Source organism: Streptomyces sp. NPDC030143, assembly GCF_055573695.1.
On sequence record NZ_JBVIAY010000003.1, the window covers coordinates 122141 to 137831 of the forward strand.

General features: G+C 72.5%; 12 protein-coding genes. 6 read left to right on the forward strand and 6 right to left on the reverse strand.

Annotated elements, in window-relative coordinates:
• Positions 1-340 precede the first annotated feature (340 nt).
• Both ACZ4YY_RS06720 and ACZ4YY_RS06725 read left to right on the forward strand, forming a co-directional pair.
• Positions 341-2074: an ABC transporter ATP-binding protein gene (locus ACZ4YY_RS06720; protein ID WP_468284544.1), complete on the forward strand. Its 1734-nt coding sequence runs from the start codon at positions 341-343 to the stop codon at positions 2072-2074.
• Positions 2074-4002: an ABC transporter ATP-binding protein gene (locus tag ACZ4YY_RS06725; protein ID WP_468284546.1), complete on the forward strand. Its 1929-nt coding sequence runs from the start codon at positions 2074-2076 to the stop codon at positions 4000-4002. The genes ACZ4YY_RS06720 and ACZ4YY_RS06725 overlap by 1 nt, the downstream gene beginning before the upstream one ends.
• 339 nt (positions 4003-4341) lie before the next feature.
• Here the strand turns inward: ACZ4YY_RS06725 and ACZ4YY_RS06730 are convergent, their stop codons facing one another.
• Positions 4342-5649 (reverse strand): RNA polymerase sigma factor, encoded by a 1308-nt coding sequence (locus ACZ4YY_RS06730; RefSeq protein WP_468284548.1) that lies wholly within the window; start codon positions 5647-5649, stop codon positions 4342-4344.
• 136 nt (positions 5650-5785) lie between these two features.
• Here ACZ4YY_RS06730 and ACZ4YY_RS06735 point away from each other — a divergent pair, with 136 nt between their 5' ends.
• Positions 5786-6427: a hypothetical protein gene (locus tag ACZ4YY_RS06735; protein ID WP_468284550.1), complete on the forward strand. Its 642-nt coding sequence runs from the start codon at positions 5786-5788 to the stop codon at positions 6425-6427.
• Positions 6424-7443 carry a nucleotidyl transferase AbiEii/AbiGii toxin family protein gene (locus tag ACZ4YY_RS06740; protein WP_468284552.1) on the forward strand — a complete coding sequence of 340 codons (1020 nt, stop codon included), beginning with the start codon at positions 6424-6426 and terminating at the stop codon, positions 7441-7443. Before ACZ4YY_RS06735 ends, ACZ4YY_RS06740 begins: the two co-directional genes overlap by 4 nt.
• Here the strand turns inward: ACZ4YY_RS06740 and dnaG are convergent.
• The 4 genes from dnaG to ACZ4YY_RS06760 all read right to left on the reverse strand — a co-directional run bounded on the left by dnaG (position 7414) and on the right by ACZ4YY_RS06760 (position 13304).
• On the reverse strand, positions 7414-9315 hold the full coding sequence (gene dnaG, locus ACZ4YY_RS06745) for a DNA primase (protein WP_468284554.1): 1902 nt from the start codon (positions 9313-9315) through the stop codon (positions 7414-7416). The two genes, ACZ4YY_RS06740 and dnaG, sit on opposite strands and share 30 nt — an antisense overlap.
• Positions 9316-9441: 126 nt before the next feature.
• The gene (locus ACZ4YY_RS06750) at positions 9442-10707 is read right to left on the reverse strand and encodes an NAD(P)/FAD-dependent oxidoreductase (protein WP_468284556.1); all 1266 of its coding nucleotides are present in this window, start codon (positions 10705-10707) and stop codon (positions 9442-9444) included.
• A gap of 130 nt (positions 10708-10837) precedes the next feature.
• The gene (locus tag ACZ4YY_RS06755; protein WP_468284558.1) at positions 10838-12109 is read right to left on the reverse strand and encodes a deoxyguanosinetriphosphate triphosphohydrolase; all 1272 of its coding nucleotides are present in this window, start codon (positions 12107-12109) and stop codon (positions 10838-10840) included.
• A 286-nt stretch (positions 12110-12395) separates the two neighbouring features.
• A complete protein-coding gene (locus ACZ4YY_RS06760) occupies positions 12396-13304 on the reverse strand; it encodes a sirohydrochlorin chelatase (RefSeq protein ID WP_468284560.1) in 909 nt (302 codons plus the stop codon).
• Between the two features lie 406 nt (positions 13305-13710).
• Between ACZ4YY_RS06760 and ACZ4YY_RS06765 the strand changes: the two genes are divergently transcribed.
• Together ACZ4YY_RS06765 and ACZ4YY_RS06770 are read left to right on the forward strand one after the other, a co-directional pair.
• Positions 13711-14388 (forward strand): SanA/YdcF family protein, encoded by a 678-nt coding sequence (locus tag ACZ4YY_RS06765; protein WP_468284561.1) that lies wholly within the window; start codon positions 13711-13713, stop codon positions 14386-14388.
• A gap of 171 nt (positions 14389-14559) precedes the next feature.
• Positions 14560-14856 (forward strand): hypothetical protein, encoded by a 297-nt coding sequence (locus tag ACZ4YY_RS06770; RefSeq protein WP_468284563.1) that lies wholly within the window; start codon positions 14560-14562, stop codon positions 14854-14856.
• Between the two features lie 57 nt (positions 14857-14913).
• Here ACZ4YY_RS06770 and ACZ4YY_RS06775 read toward each other — a convergent pair whose 3' ends face one another.
• The gene (locus ACZ4YY_RS06775; RefSeq protein ID WP_468284565.1) at positions 14914-15681 is read right to left on the reverse strand and encodes an enoyl-CoA hydratase-related protein; all 768 of its coding nucleotides are present in this window, start codon (positions 15679-15681) and stop codon (positions 14914-14916) included.
• Between the last annotated feature and the right edge of the window lie 10 nt (positions 15682-15691).

Consider the following 15691-nt stretch of genomic DNA (forward strand, 5'->3'; position numbering starts at 1 on the left):
TCGACTCCGCAGGGGCCCCGTAGCGCGCCGCCCCGTGAGGGCCGTCCCGCCGGGAACCCACCCCACACGTGGCAGCCCCGCGGGGCACCCGCCCCGTTGGGGCCGCCGCCCCGCAGCGCGCCGCCCGCAGAGGTCCCGGCCCCCCAAGGCAGTGCACCCCGCAGGGAATCCACCCCGCAGGCGACCGAATCCCCAGGGGTCCGCCGCGCGGAAGTCCTCGCGGAGGGGCCCGGTAGCACACCCCGGTCGGATTAATCAGTTGAGGTAACGCCGGTGGAGTGTTCGACGATAGGGGCCACGGGCAACCAATGCCCCTACCGCCGACTCCGAGAGACGTAGCGTGCTCATACGACTTCTGCGGACCTATCTCAGGCCCTACAGGAAACCCATCGCCCTGCTGGTGCTGCTGCAGTTCCTGCAGACCTGCGCCACCCTCTACCTGCCCACCCTGAACGCCGACATCATCGACGACGGAGTCGTGCACGGGGACACCGGATCGATCCTGTCCTACGGCGGGCTGATGATCGGTGTGTCGCTCGTGCAGGTCGTGTGCAACATCGGTGCCGTGTACTACGGCGCGCGGACGGCGTCGGCGCTCGGCCGGGACGTGCGGGCTGCCGTGTTCGACCGGGTGCAGTCCTTCTCCGCCCGTGAGGTCGGCCGCTTCGGGGCGCCCTCGCTGATCACCCGGACCACCAACGACGTCCAGCAGGTCCAGATGCTGGCCCTGATGACGTTCACCCTGATGGTGTCGGCGCCCATCATGTGCGTGGGCGGCATCGTGATGGCGCTCGGCCTGGACGTGCCGCTGTCGGCGGTGCTGGTCGCCGTGGTTCCCGTGCTGGGGATCTGCGTGACGCTGATCGTGCGGCGGCTGCGGCCGCTGTTCCGGTCCATGCAGGAGCGCCTGGACACGGTGAACCGGGTGCTGCGCGAGCAGATCACCGGCAACCGCGTCATCCGGGCCTTCGTGCGCGACGCGTACGAGGAGCAGCGCTTCCGCAAGGCCAACGCGGACCTGACCGACATCTCGCTGAGGACCGGCAACCTGCTGGCGCTGATGTTCCCGGTGGTCATGACGACGGTGAACCTGTCGTCGATCGCCGTGGTGTGGTTCGGCGCCCACCGCATCGACAGCGGCGGCATGCAGATCGGTGATCTGACCGCCTTCCTGGCCTACCTCATGCAGATCGTCATGTCCGTGATGATGGCGACCTTCATGTTCATGATGGTGCCGCGCGCCGAGGTGTGCGCCGAGCGCGTCCAGGAGGTCCTGGACACGGAGTCGAGCGTGGTGCCTCCGGTGGCGCCGGTGCGCGAGCTGCGCCGGCACGGACATCTGGAGCTGCGGGGTGCGGGCTTCCGTTATCCGGGCGCGGAGGAGCCGGTGCTGAAGGCCGTCGACCTGGTGGCCCGGCCCGGGGAGACGACCGCCGTGATCGGCTCGACCGGCAGCGGCAAGTCGACGCTGCTGGGGCTGGTGCCCCGGCTGTTCGACGCGACCGACGGCGAGGTGCTCGTCGACGGGGTGCCGGTGGCGGACATCGACCCCGAGGTGTTGGCGAGAACGGTGGGGATCGTGCCGCAGAAGCCGTATCTCTTCGCCGGGACCGTCGCGAGCAACCTGCGGTACGGCAATCCCGACGCGAGCGACGAGGAGCTGTGGCACGCGCTGGAGGTGGCGCAGGCCAAGGAGTTCGTGCAGAACCTGGAGAACGGGCTCGACTCCCCCGTCGCGCAGGGCGGCACCAACGTCTCCGGCGGTCAGCGGCAGCGGCTCGCCATCGCCCGTACGCTTGTGCAGCGGCCGGAGATCTACCTGTTCGACGACTCCTTCTCCGCCCTCGACTACGCCACCGACGCGGCGCTGCGCGCGGCGCTCGGGCGGGAGACCGCCGAGGCGACCGTGGTGATCGTCGCCCAGCGGGTGGCCACCATCCGGGACGCCGACCGGATCGTCGTCCTCGACGAGGGGCGGGTCGTCGGCACGGGCACGCACCAGGAGCTGATGGCGGACAACCAGACCTACCGGGAGATCGTGCTCTCCCAGCTGACGGAAGCGGAGGCTGCCTGATGGCCGGGCCCATGGGGCGGATGATGGCCGGGACCGGCCCGGACAACCAGTCGCTGGACTTCAAGGGGTCCGGCCGCCGGCTGCTCGCCCGGTTCGGGCCGGAGCGGCTCACCCTCTACGCCATGCTGCTGTGCGTGGTGCTGAGCGTGGGCCTCAACGTGGTCGGACCCAAGATCCTCGGCCAGGCCACGGACCTGGTCTTCGCCGGCATCGTCGGGCGGGAGATGCCGGAGGGCGCGAGCAAGGAGCAGGCCCTCGACTCCCTGCGCCGACGCGGTGACGGCGATGTCGCCGACATGCTCAGGAGCACGGACTTCACACCGGGCCAGGGCATCGACTTCCACGCGGTCGGCGGGGTCCTGCTGTTCGCGGTCGGGGTGTTCCTGGTGGCCGGTCTGCTGATGGCGGTGGCGACACGCCTGGTGAACCGGGCCGTCAACCGCACGATGTACCGGATGCGGGAGGACGTGCAGACGAAGCTGTCGCGGCTGCCGCTGTCGTACTTCGACAAGCGGCAGCGCGGTGAGGTGCTCTCCCGGGCGACGAACGACATCGACAACATCGGGCAGACGCTCCAGCAGTCGCTGGGCCAGCTCATCAACTCGCTGCTGACGATCATCGGCGTGCTCGCCATGATGTTCTGGGTGTCGTGGCTGCTGGCGCTGGTCGCACTGGTCACCGTGCCGCTGTCGGCGGTCGTGGCCGCGCGGGTGGGCAAGCGCTCGCAGCCGCACTTCGTGCAGCAGTGGCGCTCCACCGGGAAGCTGAACGCGCACATCGAGGAGATGTACACCGGTCACACGCTGGTGAAGGTGTTCGGCCGGGAGGCGGAGTCGGCGCAGCAGTTCGCCGAGCAGAACGACGCGCTGTACGAGGCCGGGTTCCGGGCGCAGTTCAACAGCGGCGTCATGCAGCCGCTGATGTTCTTCGTCTCGAACATCAACTACGTGCTGGTGGCCGTCGTCGGCGGGCTGCGGGTCGCGTCGGGTGCCCTGTCCATCGGTGACGTGCAGGCGTTCATCCAGTACTCCCGGCAGTTCTCGATGCCGCTGACGCAGGTCGCGTCGATGGCGAACCTGGTCCAGTCGGGCGTCGCCTCCGCCGAGCGGGTCTTCGAGCTGCTGGACGCGGAGGAGCAGCGGGCCGACCCGGTGCCGGGCGTGCGGCCCGGGGAGCTGCGCGGGCGGGTGGCGCTGGAGCACGTCTCCTTCCGCTACGACCCGGAGAAGCCGCTCATCGAGGACCTGTCGCTGGTCGTCGAGCCGGGTCACACGGTCGCGATCGTCGGGCCGACGGGAGCGGGCAAGACCACCCTGGTCAACCTGCTCATGCGGTTCTACGACGTCTCCGGCGGGCGCATCACCCTCGACGGCGTCGACGTCGCCGCGATGTCCCGCGACGAGCTGCGCGCCGGCATCGGCATGGTGCTCCAGGACACGTGGCTGTTCGGCGGCACCATCGCGGAGAACATCGCGTACGGGGCCTCGCGCGAGGTGACGCGGGGCGAGATCGAGGAGGCGGCGCGGGCGGCGCACGCGGACCGGTTCGTCCGGACGCTGCCCGACGGCTACGACACCGTGATCGACGACGAGGGCAGTGGCGTCAGCTCCGGTGAGAAGCAGCTGATCACCATCGCTCGGGCGTTCCTGTCCGACCCGGTGATCCTGGTGCTAGACGAGGCGACGAGTTCGGTGGACACGCGGACCGAGGTGCTGATCCAGAAGGCGATGGCGAAGCTCGCGCACGGGCGGACGTCCTTCGTGATCGCGCACCGGTTGTCGACGATCCGGGACGCGGACACGATCCTGGTGATGGAGAACGGGTCGATCGTGGAGCAGGGGGCGCACACCGAGCTGCTGGCGGCGGACGGGGCGTACGCGCGGCTGTACAAGGCGCAGTTCGCGCAGGCGGTGGCCGAGGTCGACTAGGGGGTGTTCCCAAGGGGTCCTCGCACTGTGAGCGCCTGATCAGGCCGCGTGGTCCGGTGCCGCGCGTCGCACGGCGCCGGAGAGTCCTCGTAGCGGAGCCACCAGGGCTCTCCGGCAACGCGGCGAGGTGCGGTACCGGGCCGCGCGGCCCGGGCGGGCACAGTGCAAGGACCCCCAAGGGCTCCGAACACAAGAGGAGGCCGATCAGCTCGCGGCGTCCGGTGCGTGCGATCGCAAGGCGCGGAAGCTCCTCGTAGCGGAGCCACCAGGGGCTTTCGGCAACGCGGCGAGCGTGCGTGCCGGACGCCGCGAGCCGGGCTCCCCTCCTGTTCGGGGCTCTCAGTCCAGGTAGCCCCTCAACTGGTCCGCGAAGGCGTGGTCGCGGAGCTTGTTGAGGGTCTTGGACTCGATCTGGCGTATGCGTTCCCTCGTGACGCCGAAGATGCGGCCGATCTCCTCCAGGGTGCGGGGGCGGCCGTCGGCCAGGCCGTAGCGGAGCTGGACGACCTTGCGTTCGCGTTCGCCGAGGGTCGACAGGACCACCTCCAGGTGCTCCCTGAGCAGGAGGAACGCGGCCGACTCGACCGGGCTCGCCGCGTCGCCGTCCTCGATGAGGTCGCCGAGGGCCACGTCGTCCTCCTCGCCCACCGGGGCGTGCAGGGAGACCGGCTCCTGGGCCAGGCGCAGGACCTCGCCGACGCGTTCGGGCCGCAGGTCGAGCTGGGCGGCGACCTCGTCGGCCGTGGGTTCGCAGCCGCGTTCCTGGAGCAGGCGGCGCTGGACGCGGACGACCCGGTTGATCAGCTCCACGACGTGCACCGGGACCCGGATGGTGCGGGCCTGGTCGGCGAGGGCCCGCGACATGGCCTGGCGGATCCACCAGGTGGCGTAGGTGGAGAACTTGTAGCCGCGGGCGTAGTCGAACTTCTCGACCGCCCTGATCAGGCCGAGGTTGCCCTCCTGGACGAGGTCGAGCATGGTCAGGCCGCGGCCGACGTAACGTTTCGCGACGGAGACGACGAGCCGGAGGTTGGCCTCGATGAGGCGGCGTTTGGCCATGCGTCCCATGACGACCAGCCGGTCGAGGTCGACGGCGAGGTCACTGTCCAGGTCGGGGGTGCTGCTCAGCTTCTCCTCGGCGAAGAGACCGGCCTCGACGCGGCGGGCCAGTTCCACCTCCTCGGCCGCGGTGAGCAGCGGGATCCGGCCGATCTCGCGCAGGTACTGGCGGAACAGGTCCGAGGACGGGCCGGCGGTGTCGGCGGCGCGGCGGGTGGGCGGTTCGACGGGTTCGGGGATCTCCTCCAGCGCCTCGGCGGGCGGCTCCTCGGGCTCCGTCCCCCCGTCGGGTCCGGTCTGCGGGTCCGTGTCCGGGTGGTGCGCGGCGCGGTGCTGCGGGGGGACCGCGACCAGGGCGTTCGTCTCGGCAACCGGTTCCGTGCCGTCGGTACGGACGTCGGTGTGGGTGAGGGTCCGGGTCTGCACGGGGGCGACCTCCAGGATGATCGCTGCCGAGGTGTGCGGCAGCGCTGGTTGAGGAGCGGAGTCGGCGGCCGCGCCGCTGTCCGTCCCGTACGCGATGAGCGGAACCGCGGGGGTGTGGGACCCGTGGGGGACGGATCCGCCGCGCTCCGAGGACTCAGGCACCGCACCCCAGTGTGGGGTACGACACATCGCCGCCACGAGGGGCGTGCCATGACTTTTTGCGTTCGGTCCGTGACCGCGCGGTGACCCTCGCGGAAATGCGGATGTCGTCCCTCCCCTGATCTGGCACGATCCCGGGGTGCCGACCGCGAAGCTGTACGAAACCCATGTGACGGTCCGTTGCGCCGGTCCCGGGGAAGTGGAGCGGCTGGACCGGTGGGCCACCTCGAGCGGCCTGAAACTGACCCACATCGTGCTGGCGCGGGGCCGGATGCGCGTGCAGCCGATGCTCACCCTGTCCGGCTCCGCGTCGTACGCCGCGGAGCGGTCGCGGGCCGCCCGGGTCGCGGCGCGGCTGCGGGCGGACGGGTTCGATCCGGTGCGGGTGAAGATCGAGTGCGCGCCGTGGGCCCCGGAGGTCACGGGCGGTGCGGGTGACGGCGGACGGTACTTCGAGCACCACGTGAAGCTGCTGCTCGCCGCCGGCGCCGACCTCGACGCCCTGGCGGCACGGGTGGTGCCGCACGGCGCCCATCTGTCGTGGAACGCGCGGCGGGTGCACGGCGGCGGGCGGCACGAGCGGTTCGTGACCCAGCGCTGTCACGGCGGGGACGCCGAGGGCGCGGGGCGGGCGCTGGAGCGGCTGCTGGCGGAGCTGGACGGCTCGGACGTGCTGTCCGTGGAGAGGGAGTTCGTGCTCCACGACAGCGATGTGTCGGTGGACGACGGTTGGCTGGACGACGGTCGGCCGGACGACGAGAGGGCGGGGGTACGGGGATGACCGGCACATGGCGGGGTTTCGGCTGGCTGCGGAGCAAGGAGCTTCCCCGCCGGCCGTTGGACGACGCGACGCGCAGGGCGCAGGACCTGCCGAGGACGTTGCAGTGGGTGCCGGGCCACGACGTGGTGCAGCGCCCCGTCTTCGACCCGGCGATGAAGCACTACCGCAACGCCTACCGGGCGACCGATCCCGCCTTCGCCGACCCGGCCCGCGGTGACGCCTGGCGGGCGGCCCGGCATCGGGCCATGGACCTGGTGCTGGCCGGCGTCGCGGGGTCGGAGTGGGCGGAGTCCCTGGTGCTGCGCGGCAGCGTGCTGATGGCGGCCTGGTTCGGTGAGGCCGCCCGCGAGCCCGGTGACCTGGACTTCGTCGTCGTCCCGAGGTCCTGGGACATCGACGACCCGCGGACGGACCGGATGTCGGCGGGGATCGCCGCGGCGGCCGGGGCGGTGGGCGACGCGCGCGGTGAGGAGGTCCGGATCCCGGCGGACGGCGCGGTGGTCGAGGACATCTGGACCTATGACCGGGTGCCGGGCCGGCGGATGATCCTGCCGTGGGAGGCCCCGGGGCTGCCTGGCGGCCACGTCCAGCTCGACTTCGTCTTCAACGAGGTGCTGCCGGCGCAGCCCGAGCCGGTGGAGGTGGCGGACGGAACGGTCGTCTGGGGGGCGACGCCCGAGCTCTCCCTGGTGTGGAAGCTGATGTGGCTCCTCACGGACATGCACGGGCAGGGCAAGGACCTGTACGACGCCGTGCTCCTGGCGGAGCGGTACCGGCTCCCCCACGACCTGCTGCACGAGGTGTTCCGGATCTCCGGCGAGTGGCCGTACGCGCACCGCCAGGAGGTCTTGCTGGCGGACGTGGTGGAGGCGGCCCGGGAGGTCGAGTGGGAGCACTTCGCCACCGAGTACCCGCGGTTCGCGGACGCCGGGGCGGAGTTCGCCGAACGGCTGGTGCGGGCGGTGGCCCCGGCGTTCGAGGGGCGGTCAGAGGGCGGCGGCGCCGTGCGCGCGTAGGGCCTGGTCGTACTGCTGGAGGATCCACAGCTCGTTCTGCACGGCGGCGAGCGGGGCGGGGTCGCCGCCGGCGGACAGACGGGTCAGCTGGGACTGGACGTCGCGGACGCGGCGCTCCACGGCGCGGCGGCGGACCTGGACGAGCACGGTGCCCGCGTACACCTCGTCCACCGCGCGCCGCATGATCGGCTCGACGGCCAGCTCGGTGACCATGGCGCGGACGGTGTCGTCGGGCGCGGCGTCGCGGACGCGGACGAGGTACTCCTGGGCGTCCTGCACGCCGTACTCGGCGCCGCCCGCGTCCAGGATCGCCTGGCGCACGGCGGCGTAGGGGGCGGCGGTGAACTCGTCGACGCCGTACGCGTCGAAGGCCGGGGAGACCAGGTCGGGGCGCTGGAGCGCGAGTTTCAGCAGCTCGCGTTCGGTGGCGTAGACGGGGTTGCGCAGGGTGAGGGACGGGCCGGGGGCGGCGGGGCGGGGCGCCGCCTCGTACGGCTGTTGCGGGCCGCGCGCCGGTGCCGGGCCCTTGCCGCCGCGGTCCCGCGCCCAACGGGCCAGCTGGGCGACCCGCTTGACGACGAACTGGGTGTCGAGGATGCCGAGCATGCCGGCGAGCTGGACGGCGACCTCGTGCTGGGCGCCGCTGTTCTTGATGCGGGCGACGACCGGGGCGGCCTCGTCCAGGGCCGCCGCCCGTCCGGCCGGGGTGTCGAGGTCGTAGCGGCCCACGATCTGGCGGAGCGCGAACTCGAAGAGCGGGGTACGGGGTTGGACCAGGTCGGCGACCGCGTCGTCGCCCTTGGCGAGGCGCAGGTCACAGGGGTCCATGCCGTCGGGCGCGATCGCGATGTAGGTCTCGGCGGCGAACTTCTGGTCGTCCTCGAAGGCGCGCAGGGCCGCCTTCTGGCCGGCCGCGTCACCGTCGAAGGTGAAGATCACCCGGGCCGAGCCGTTGTCCATCAGCAGCCGGCGGAGGATCTTGATGTGGTCGGTGCCGAAGGCCGTGCCGCAGGTGGCGATGGCGGTGGTGACGCCGGCGAGGTGGCAGGCCATGACGTCCGTGTAGCCCTCGACGACGACCGCGCGCGAGGACTTGGCGATCTCCTTCTTCGCGAGGTCGATGCCGTAGAGGACCTGCGACTTCTTGTAGATCGCCGTCTCGGGCGTGTTGAGGTACTTGGGGCCGTTGTCCGCCTCGTAGAGCTTGCGGGCGCCGAAGCCGACGACCTCCCCGCCGATGTCGCGGACGGGCCACATCAGACGGCCCCGGAAGCGGTCGATGGGGCCGCGGCGGCCCTCCTGCGACAGCCCGGAGAGGATCAGTTCCTTGTCGGAGAAGCCCTTGCCGCGCAGGTACCGGGTGAGGTGGTCCCAGCCCTGGGGGCTGTAGCCGACGCCGAAGTGGACGGCGGCGGCCTGGTCGAAGCCGCGTTCGGCGAGGAAGACCCGGCCGGTGTCGGCCTCGGGGCCGGTGGCGAGCTGTTCCGCGTACCACTCGGCGGCGATCTTGTGGGCCTCTACCAGCCGGATGCGTTCGCCGCGCTGGTGGGAGGGGTTGTAGCCGCCCTCCTCGTAGCGCAGGGTGATGCCGGCCTGCGCGGCGAGGCGCTCGACGGCCTCGGAGAAGGTGAGGTGGTCGACCTTCATCACGAACGTGATGGTGTCGCCGCCCTCCTGGCAGCCGAAGCAGTGGAAGAGGCCCTTGCTGGGGCTGACCTGGAAGGACGGCGACTTCTCGTCGTGGAACGGGCACAGGCCCTTGAGGTTGCCGCCGCCCGCGTTGCGCAGCTGGAGGTACTCGGACACCACGGCGTCGATCGGGACCGCGTCCCGTACCGCCTTCACGTCCTCGTCGTTGATCCGTCCTGCCACGCGTGAATTCTACGGGGGCGGTCGGACATGTCCGGGGCGAGCGCTCGCGCCCTCGGGGGCGCGCGCACCCGCGCGATCGACCGCGTGCGGACCGGGGCCGTGGGACGGCGGCCCGCCTCGGACCCCTCAGGCGCCGAGGCCGTCCAACGGCACATGGGGGTCGGCCAGAGCCTCGGTGTCGATCGGGGCGTCCGCGCGGACCAGCTTCTGGATCGCCTCTGTGACGTCCCACACATTCACGTTCATCCCGGCCAGTACCCGCCCGTCCTTCAGCCAGAACGCGATGAACTCCCGCTTGCCCGCGTCCCCCCGGATCACCACCTCGTCGTACGTCCCCGGCGGAGCCCACCCGCTGTACTCCATGCCCAGGTCGTACTGGTCGGTGAAGAAGTAGGGCACGCGGTCGTGGGTGATCTCCTTGCCGAGCATCGCGCGGGCGGCGGCCGGGCCGCCGTTGAGGGCGTTGGCCCAGTGCTCGACCCGCAGGGTCGTGCCGAACAGCCCGAGCGGGAAGGAGGCGACGTCGCCGGCCGCGAAGATGTCGGGGTCGGAGGTGCGCAGCCGCTCGTCCACGGCGACTCCGCCGCCGTGGGCCCGGTCGGCAAGCTCGAGCCCGGCCGCCTCCGCCAGCGCCGTGCGGGGAGCCGCGCCGATCGCGGCGAGCACGTCGTGCGCCGGGTGTTCCTCGCCGTCATCGGTGCGGGCGGCGAGGACCATGCCGTCCTGGCCGACGATCTCGGTCAGCCGTGCGCCGAAGTGGAAGCGGACGCCGTGCTCGCGGTGCAGCTCGGCGAAGACGTTGCCGAGCTCGGGGCCGAGGACGCCGTGCAGCGGGGTCGGTTCCGGTTCGACGACGGTGACCTCGGCGCCGTACTCACGGGCCGCCGCCGCGATCTCCAGGCCGATCCAGCCGGCTCCGGCGATGACGATGTGGCCGTTGTCGCGGCCGAGGGCGGCCAGGACGCCCTTGAGGCGGTCGGCGTGCGCGAGGCGGCGCAGGTGGTGGACGCCGGCGAGGCCGGTGCCGGGGATGTCCAGGCGGCGGGGTTCGGCGCCGGTGGCCAGGAGCAGCTTGTCGTAGTGGACGAGGGTGCCGTCGTCGCCGTAACGGACCGTCTTCGCCGTGCGGTCGATGGCGTCGACGCTCTGGCCGAGGTGCAGTTCGACGTCGTTCTGCGCGTACCAGGCGGGCTCGTGCACGAAGACGCTCTCGCGGGGCGCCTTGCCGAGCAGGTAGCCCTTGGACAGCGGCGGGCGCTCGTAGGGGTGGTCGCGTTCGTCGCAGATCAGTATCACCCGGCCGGTGAAGCCCTCCGCCCTCAGCGTCTCGGCCGCCTTGGCACCGGCCAGGCCTCCTCCGACGATGACGAATGTCTGATCCGCGTCGACCACGTGATGCCTCCTACGGGGGTCCGGAGGGTGTCCCTCCGGTGAATACGCGTGCCGCCCACGAGCGTCCCGCACGCAGCGTGAGGGGGGAAGAGGACGTGACCCGATCAGGCCACGGACGGTCACTTTTGTGTCACATGTGACCCGTCAGCCTCGCGTGCAGGGAACGGGCGGAGGCATCGGTGAGGGAGGCGATCTGGTCGACGAGGACGCGTTTGCGGACCCGGTCGTCGCCGGCCCGGTCGAACAGGGCGCGGAACTGGGGGTCGAGGCCTTCGGGGGCGCGCGCGGTGAGCGCCTCGGCCAGTTCGGTGATGACGACGCGCTGGTCGGCGCGGAGGCGTTCCTGTTCGGCGCGCTGCATGACGTACCGGTCGGCGACGGCCTTGAGGACCGCGCACTCCAGGCGCGTCCCGCGCGGGACGACGAGTTCGGCGCCGTGGCGGGTGAGGCGGCCGGAGCCGTACGCCGCGCGGGTCGCGCCCTCGGCGGCGAGGCAGAAGCGGCCGATGAGCTGGCTGGTGGCGTCCTTCAGGCGGGCCTGGGCGACGGCGGTGCCGTCGTAGCCGTGCGGCCACCACTCCTGTGCCAGGAGGCGGTCGAGGGCGGCGGCGAGTTCCGCGGGGTCGGTGTCGGCGGGCACGTACCGGCGGGCGGCGACGCGGAAGATCTCCTGCCGTTCGGGTTCGGCGTGCAGGCAGTCGGGGTCGATGTGGCCGGCGTGCAGGCCGTCCTCCACGTCGTGCACGGAGTAGGCCACGTCGTCGGACCAGTCCATGACCTGCGCCTCGAAGCAGACGCGGGCGCCGGGTGCGTGCTCGCGGACCCAGTCGAAGACGGGCCGGTCGTCGTCGTACACGCCGAACTTCGGGGAGGCGGGGTCGGTGGGGTGGGCACCGCGCGGCCAGGGGTACTTGGTGGCGGCGTCGAGGGTGGCGCGGGTGAGGTTCAGGCCGACGGAGCCCTCGGCGGTGAAGCGTTTGGGTTCGATGCGGGTGAGGAGGCGCAGGGACTGGGCGTTGCCCTCGAAACCGCCGCAGTCGTGGGCGAAGTCGTTCAGGGCCTGTTCGCCGTTGTGGCCGAAGGGGGGATGGCCCAGGTCGTGGGAGAGGCAGGCGGCCTCGACGAGGTCGGCGTCGCAGCCGAGGGCCGCGCCCAGCTCGCGGCCGACCTGGGCGCACTCGAGGGAGTGGGTGAGGCGGGTGCGGGGGGTGGCGTCCCAGGCCTGGTCGCTGACGCCGGGCGTGACGACCTGGGTCTTGCCGGCGAGGCGTCTGAGGGCGGAGGAGTGCAGGACGCGGGCGCGGTCCCGTTGGAAGGCGGTGCGGCCGGGGCGTTTGTCGGGCTCGGCGGCCCAGCGGGCCACGGACGTGGGGTCGTAGGCGGTGGGGGGTGTGCCTTCCATGCCTCGACAGTAAGGGGTCCTTGCACTGTGAGCGCCTGATCAGGCCGCGTGATCCGGTGCCGTGCACCGCAAGGCGCCGCAGAGTCCTCGTAGCGGAGCCACCACGGCTCTCCGGCAGCGCGGCGAGGTGCGGTACGGGCCGCGCGGCCCGGGCGGGCACAGTGCAAGGCCCCCTCAGGGGTCCTTGCGTCCGCGACTGCCGTGGTCCGTGGTGGTGAGGGCGCGGGCCGTGGGTGGTGTCCGAGTCGTCCGCCGCGCCCCTTCGGGTGGCTGACGCCCGCCGGTCTCAGGCGGACGCCAGTTCCAGGTGGGTGCGGGCCGAAGCGGAGAGGGCCTGGTCGTAGCGGTGCAGGACCAGGCGGGCCATGGCCTCGTGGGGGCCGAGGGGGGCCGAGGCGATCCAGGGGGCCGTCTGCGCGCACTCCGTGGCGAAGCGGCCGGGGGCGGTGAAGTACGACGCCACGGCGACGTGGTGGCGGCCTCGGGCGGCGAGGGAGCGCAGCGCGGTGGGGACGGTGGGGGTGGCCGTCGTGGCGTAGGCGGGGACGACCGGGACGCCGAGGCGGGCGGCGAGCAGCTGGGCCGTGCGGCGGGTGTCGACGGCCGAGTCGGGGTCGCGGGAGCCGGCGGCCGCGAGGACGACCGCGCGGGAGCGGCGTTCCGCCGCGTCGGCCGGGGCGCGCCAGCCGGCCTCGACGAGGCGCGCGCACAGGGCGTCGACGAGGAGGGGGTGCGGGCCGAGGGGTGCGGCCACGCGCGTGCGGACGGCGACGTCGGCGGCCGCCTCGGGGATGTCCCGCTTGACGTGGTAGCCACGGCCGAGGAGCAGCGGTACGAGGACGGCGTCCGCGGTGCCCGCCGCCTCGAGGGCGGCGAGGGTGTCGGTGAGCAGGGGTTCGTTGAGCTCGATGTGGCCGAGGTGCACGGGCAGGCCAGGGCGCAGGTCGCGGACGCGGTCGAGGAGGGCACCGACGGTGGCCAGGGCGCGCGGGTCGCGGCTGCCGTGCGCGACGACGACGAGCGCGGGCGGTCCCGGGCGGCGGCGGCCGTCGAGCGGGACGAGGCCGAGCCGGCGGGCGGGTGGGGAGCTGATCCGGTTCATGATGTGCGCCGTACTGTCGAGGTGGGCGCCACCGGGCAGCGGGCTGCCGGGGCGGGGGTCGGACTCGTCGTACACGGAGGGCGACGCCGTCATGCTCCGATCCTGACGGGATGAGGTTGCCTCCCCGTTGCACGCCCGTCACGACTATTTTTTCCGGGCGTTCACGGCGGCCGCGGCGGCGGTGTGAGGTGCGGAGTGCGGGACGGCCGCGGTGTGGGTGCGGAGGACCCGGGGGCAGGGGTGCGGGTGCGGGGCGGCCGGGGGCGCGAGCGCGGGGCGGCCGGAAGGCCGAGGACCCGAGACCGGGCGGCAAGAGGGCGAGTCGGGGCGGCGAGACGGCGGTGGCGGGGCGGCCAGAGGGCGGTGCCGGATGGCCGGGAGGTGGGGCGGATGTGATCCGGGCGACGGGGGCGGGGGTGAACCGGATCACCGACGGGCGCGTCTTCCCGGGGCGAGACCGGGCCGGTGGCAGACCGGCCGGGCACAGGGGGGACACCGTATGAGCATCCGTCGACCGCGGCTGCCGCGCACCCGCACGGGATGGCGGCGGCTGGTGCAGGGCGTGATGGCCGGGTGCGTCCTGGGGCTGTCGCCGGTGACGTGGCTGTTCGTGTCGACGACGGGCCGGCTGGGGACGACGGCTGACGCGCCGCGCACCGAGGTGGCCGTCGTCTTCGGCGCGGGCCTGTGGGACGGCGAGCCGTCGCCGTACCTGCGGCACCGGCTGAACGCGGCGGCCGAGCTGTACCGGGAGGGTCGCGTGAAGGTGGTGCTGGTCACCGGCGACAACAGCCGTGAGGACTACGACGAGCCGGACGCGATGCGCACCTACCTGACCCGGCACGGCGTGCCGGACGCGCGGATCGTCAGCGACTACGCCGGCTTCGACACCTGGGACTCCTGTGTGCGCGCGAAGAAGATCTTCGGGGTGGACCGGGCCGTCCTGATCAGCCAGGGCTTCCACATCCGCCGGGCGGTGGCGCTGTGCGAGGCGGCGGGGGTCGAGTCGTACGGGGTCGGGGTACAGGCCGCGCACGACGCCACCTGGTACTACGGGGGTGCCCGGGAGATCTTCGCGGCGGGCAAGGCGGCGCTGGACGCGGTGTTCGAGCCGGATCCGCACTTCCTCGGGCCCCGGGAGCCGGGGGTCCGGCGGGCGTTGGCCACGGCCGGATGACCGGCCACACCGATCCGGACATTCTCCGTCGACGGGTTTGATGGGCACATCTCACCCCGGCGCGTGAAAGCACCCGGCGGGCACTTAACGTGAGTGCTCCGTCACGCTTAGTGTCCTCCGGTGTGCGGCGGCAGATCGGACCGACCGCCGCGACCTCGGGGAAGGGATTTCATGACCGGACTGCGCAAGGTCTTCGTCACCGCCGTGGCGGCCACCCTGTTCATGGCTCCGGCCGCCATGACGACCGCGTCGGCGGCCGACGCCGCGCAGGCGAGGGAACCGGGCTGCGCCAAGCTCCGCGGCAGCGGCTGGGGATGGGCGGACATCTACAACGACTGCAACAGGGTCATCACCGCCAGCGTCGAGGTCGACGGCTTCGACCCGTCGTGCATCCAGATCTCCCCCTACCGGACCGAGCGGATCGGCCTGGAGGCGGGCGACGAGCCGTACTACGCGTACGAGTGCTGACCGGCTGAACCGGGGGCGGGAGCGGCGGCCGCTCCCGCCCCCGTCGTGTGCGCTCCGTCAGCGCCCCCGGAAGTCGGGCGCGCGTTTCTCCAGGAACGCGGCCATCCCCTCCTTCTGGTCGTGGGTGGCGAACAGGGCGTGGAAGACGCGCCGTTCGAAGCGGATGCCGTCGCGCAGGCCGCTCTCCAGGGCCCGGTCGACGCACTCGCGGGCCGCCCTGACCGCCGTGCGGCCGTAGGAGGCGATGGTCGCGGCGGCGTCGAGGGCCTCGGCGAGGAGACGGTCGTCGGGGACCACACGCGAGACCAGGCCACAGCTCTCGGCCTCGCGGGCGTCCATCGGGCGGCCGGTGAGGACCAGGTCCATCGCCTTGGCCCGGCCGACCAGGCGGGTCAGGCGCTGGGTCCCGCCGATGCCCGGGATGACACCGAGCCTGATCTCCGGCTGGCCGAAGACCGCCGACTCGCCCGCGATCACCAGGTCGCACATCATCGCCAGCTCGCAACCGCCGCCCAGGGCGTGGCCGTTGACGGCGGCGATCTTCGGGGTGCGCAGGTCGGCGAAGTCCTCCCAGGCTCCGAAGAAGTCCTCGGCCGCCATCTCGACGGCCGACTTGTCCGCCATCTCCCGGATGTCCGCGCCGGCCGCGAAGACCCGCTCCGAGCCGGTGACGACGAAGCAGCCGACGGCCGGGTCGGCGTCCAGGGGGCGCAGCGCGTCCAGGAGTTCGGCGAGCAGTGCGCCGCTGAGCGCGTTGCGGACGTGCGGTCGGTGCAGGCGGACGGTGACGACCGCGCCGTCGCGTTCCAGCTTCAGGTGGTTCATCTTCGGCCTC

What these genes read in the sequence shown, in the direction of transcription:
- ACZ4YY_RS06725 (WP_468284546.1), top strand. Translation starts at nt 2,074, where the DNA reads ATGGCCGGGCCCATGGGGCGGATGATGGCCGGGACCGGCCCGGACAAC.
- ACZ4YY_RS06740 (WP_468284552.1), top strand. Translation starts at nt 6,424, where the DNA reads ATGACCGGCACATGGCGGGGTTTCGGCTGGCTGCGGAGCAAGGAGCTT.
- ACZ4YY_RS06755 (WP_468284558.1), bottom strand. Translation starts at nt 12,109, where the DNA reads ATGGAAGGCACACCCCCCACCGCCTACGACCCCACGTCCGTGGCCCGC.
- ACZ4YY_RS06760 (WP_468284560.1), bottom strand. Translation starts at nt 13,304, where the DNA reads ATGACGGCGTCGCCCTCCGTGTACGACGAGTCCGACCCCCGCCCCGGC.
- ACZ4YY_RS06765 (WP_468284561.1), top strand. Translation starts at nt 13,711, where the DNA reads ATGAGCATCCGTCGACCGCGGCTGCCGCGCACCCGCACGGGATGGCGG.
- ACZ4YY_RS06770 (WP_468284563.1), top strand. Translation starts at nt 14,560, where the DNA reads ATGACCGGACTGCGCAAGGTCTTCGTCACCGCCGTGGCGGCCACCCTG.
- ACZ4YY_RS06775 (WP_468284565.1), bottom strand. Translation starts at nt 15,681, where the DNA reads ATGAACCACCTGAAGCTGGAACGCGACGGCGCGGTCGTCACCGTCCGC.